Annotated in this window: 4 protein-coding genes; 1 reads left to right on the plus strand and 3 read right to left on the minus strand. The window is 48.8% G+C overall.

Going from position 1 to position 3594, the window contains the following annotated elements:
* The 3 genes from ON064_RS17620 to ON064_RS17630 all read right to left on the minus strand — a co-directional run.
* Positions 1-413: arginase family protein (locus tag ON064_RS17620; RefSeq protein WP_483879765.1), on the minus strand; the 413-nt coding region annotated here is incomplete at its 3' end.
* Complete coding sequence (locus ON064_RS17625; protein WP_058381120.1) at positions 389-1027, minus strand: acetoin utilization AcuB family protein; 639 nt, start codon at positions 1025-1027, stop codon at positions 389-391. The genes ON064_RS17620 and ON064_RS17625, both read right to left, overlap by 25 nt.
* A gap of 19 nt (positions 1028-1046) precedes the next feature.
* Positions 1047-1679 carry a GNAT family N-acetyltransferase gene (locus ON064_RS17630; protein ID WP_274625795.1) on the minus strand — a complete coding sequence of 211 codons (633 nt, stop codon included), beginning with the start codon at positions 1677-1679 and terminating at the stop codon, positions 1047-1049.
* A gap of 166 nt (positions 1680-1845) precedes the next feature.
* Here ON064_RS17630 and acsA point away from each other — a divergent pair, with 166 nt between their 5' ends.
* Positions 1846-3567 carry an acetate--CoA ligase gene (acsA, locus tag ON064_RS17635; protein ID WP_274625796.1) on the plus strand — a complete coding sequence of 574 codons (1722 nt, stop codon included), beginning with the start codon at positions 1846-1848 and terminating at the stop codon, positions 3565-3567.
* Positions 3568-3594 lie beyond the last annotated feature (27 nt).

Genomic DNA, 3594 nt, shown 5'->3' on the forward strand with positions numbered 1-3594 from the left:
CCGCCGCCGAGATTCAAGGCATGTTCGGCTTTTCCTTCCATCACTTGGTCGACAGCGGTCAATGTGCCGCCGACCAAACGTGCACTCGCTTCGTGCATATTTTCAAAAATCGGCGTATCTTCCGTACCGATGCCATAACCTTCCCCGGCTTCCGGAGTGATTTCGCCGCGGCTTGCTTTCTTGACGATATCGATATAGCGCTGGTCATGCGCGAGCAATAGTTCTTCATCTGTTGCAGTCCGTGCAGGCACAATCAAATCCTCTGGAAGGGCGTCCATTTCCCTAAGTAAATCAATGGTAAGAATGAGCCGTTTTTGGTTGAACGGATGCGTATCAGAAAATTTATACCCCAATTGATCTTCTGAATAGATGAAGACAGCGTGTTTTTTCATTCCTGCATGAGATTCGGCCATAAGACATCGAAACCTTCTTTGCGCAGATCTTCAATAATGGAAATGGGGTTCATCGTTTTGATGCGGAAAGCCAGGATCTTATTGGAGTTGTCTTCCCGATCCGGGTAGACGAGGACGCTCAATACATTGACTTTGTGCTCATAGAACACTTTGCTCACTTCATAGAGTGCACCTGAACGGTTAGGGACTTTGATTTCGATTTGAGAGCCGGGCTGGTGTGCGCCGGTCAATTCGATATACGTATACAATAAGTCGGTTTCCGTCAGAAAGCCGACAAGTTCATTTTGGCTGACGACCGGCAGGCAGCCAATCTTCTGTTCATAGAACAGCAAGGCGATTTCTTCAACAAAATCGAGCGGGTGGGCGATCATCGGATTTTTGGTCATGATCTCCGATACTTTCTTTTTATACGGTTCGCCTTTCGGGGATACCGTGAACATGGAAGGCATGGCATCTTTCAAGTCGCGGTCAGTGACGATGCCGACCACTTTCCCGTCATCAACGATGGGCGCGTGGCGAATCCGTTTTTCTTCGAACAGATCCAGCACGTCTTGGACAGTCTGGTCTGAGCGCAGCGTGAAAACATCCTTCTTCATGATTTCTTCTACTAACATACAAACACCCCTTTAGTAATCAGTACATATAGCGGTTCATGAAACGCAGTTGGTCGAACTTCTGAACTGATTCTGGATCGACGCGAGAACCGATGCGCGCCATCAGCGTATTGGCTGGATGCGAGCTGATTTCCGGATCGTCAGTAGCGAAATATTCAAGCCCGCCTGCTTGCATCATCTTTTCCATAATCTTTCGATATTCCCATACATTGAGCCCTGTCCCTTTTAAATCCCAATGCCAATAATATTCGGTCGTGATGACGATGAAATCGTTAAAGGCATCATCCATCATCGATACTTGCAGCAGTGCTTTGCCGACACCGGCACCGCGATATTTCGGAATGACCTCGATCGCCCCGAGCTCGATCAAGTTTTCCATCTTTCCTTCGGACCAGCGTTCAAGTGGATCGGGGTAGAGGTAGGTGACATACCCGACAATCATGTTTTGGTCACGCGCAATCAATATACGCCCTTCCGGTAAATCCGCTATTTCCGTGATGGCTTTATGCTGCTGTTCCGGTGGGCGGAAAGCGACCAAGTCCTCATGGAAATCCAGTTCTTTCAATTCCTTAGATGGGACGGGGCCTTCGATGATGAGTGGCCCGTGTTTCGTTTTCAATTCCATCGCATTGTACGTCTTCTTATGTTCCATCATTTCACCGCCTGTGGTTGCAATTAGCTTCATTATACATGAAGGGCGGAAGGAAAAGAAAGTTGCTTGGATAAATACACCGTATTTTCTAAAGAATTAAAATTATTAGCATTTCCCTTCCAGGTTGATGTAGAATATAGAGAAACAAAGGGAAAGGGTGATTTATGTGAAAGTGGAAGCGTTACCAGCAAAACCAGGGGAGCATCATTTACATAATTACGAAGAGCAGTCGGCGAGTTTCGATTGGTCGGAAGTTGAAAAAGAGTTCAGCTGGTCTCAAACCGGGAAAATCAATATGGCCCATGAGGCGATTGACCGCCATGCTGAATCGGACCGCAAAAACAAAGTCGCTCTTTATTATAAAGACCAGCATCGTCATGAAACCTATACATTCTATGAGATGAAACGCATGACGAACCGCGCGGCGAATCTTTTGAAATCGCATTCCGATTTGGAGAAAGGAGATCGCATCTTCATCTTCATGCCGCGTTCACCTGAACTGTATTTCCTTATGTTCGGTGCATTGAAGATGGGCTTGATCGTTGGGCCGCTATTTGAAGCATTCATGGAAGGGGCAATCTACGACCGTCTGGATGACAGCGATGCCAAAGCGATCATCACGACGCCGGAATTGCTCCCGCGCATCCCGAAAGACCGCCTTCCCAATTTGAAGACGATCTTCTTAGTGGGAGCGGAAGGGGCAGAAGAAAGCGGGGGCCATGTCGATGTGCTCAAGCATCTTGATTCCTCCTCGGATCAATTCGATGTCGAATGGCTAGAAAAAGAAGATGGATTGGTTCTTCATTATACATCCGGTTCTACAGGCAAACCAAAAGGCGTCCTGCACGCGCAATATGCCATGGTGCAGCAATACCAGACAGGCAAATGGGTACTGGATTTCCAGGAGCAGGATATTTATTGGTGCACAGCTGACCCTGGCTGGGTGACGGGAACGGCTTACGGCGTGTTCTCTCCGTGGCTGAACGGCGTCACGACTGTCATTCTCGGCGGTCGCTTCTCTCCGGATGCCTGGTATCAAGCAATCGAAGATTTCGGTGTCACTGTATGGTATAGTGCCCCGACAGCGTTCCGCATGTTGATGGGTGCAGGAGATGCATTGGTGAAAGAATACGACTTGTCGACATTGCGTCACGTTTTATCGGTGGGTGAGCCGTTGAACCCGGAAGTCGTCAAGTGGGGTGCGCAAGTGTTCGATAAACGGATCCACGATACATGGTGGATGACGGAAACGGGTGCGCAAGTCATTTGCAATTATCCTTCCATGGCGATCAAGCCAGGTTCGATGGGCAAACCGATTCCGGGCCTCCAAGCGGCGATCGTAGATGATCAAGGCAAGGAATTGCCGGCCAATCAAATGGGCAATCTGGCGATTAAAAAAGGCTGGCCATCCATGATGCGCCAAATCTGGAACAACCCGCAAAAATACGACTCCTATTTCTTGAATGATGAATGGTATGTGTCCGGAGACTCGGCTTATATGGACGAGGACGGGTATTTCTGGTTCCAGGGAAGAGTGGACGATGTCATTATGACATCAGGCGAGCGTGTCGGACCGTTTGAAGTGGAAAGCAAGCTACTCGAGCATCCTGCAGTCGCTGAAGCAGGTGTCATCGGCAAACCTGATCCGGTGCGCGGGGAAATCATCAAAGCGTTCGTCGCGCTTGTGGAAGGCTACGAGCCATCCGATGAACTGATCGAGGACATCCGGCAGTTCGTCAAGAAAGAACTGGCTGCACACGCAGCACCGCGTGAAATCGAATTTAAAGATAAGCTTCCGAAAACGCGAAGCGGCAAAATTATGCGCCGCGTCTTGAAAGCTTGGGAATTGGATCTGCCGACTGGCGATTTGTCCACAATGGAAGATTAAAAAAAGCCCCTCTGCTAAATGCAGAGG

This window comes from Planococcus sp. A6, from assembly GCF_028823615.1.
Classification (GTDB): Bacteria; Bacillota; Bacilli; order Bacillales_A; family Planococcaceae; genus Planococcus.

Bases quoted from the DNA above. Each gene is read 5' to 3' on its own strand.
- ON064_RS17625 (WP_058381120.1), bottom strand. From the start codon at position 1,027: ATGTTAGTAGAAGAAATCATGAAGAAGGATGTTTTCACGCTGCGCTCA.
- ON064_RS17630 (WP_274625795.1), bottom strand. From the start codon at position 1,679: ATGGAACATAAGAAGACGTACAATGCGATGGAATTGAAAACGAAACAC.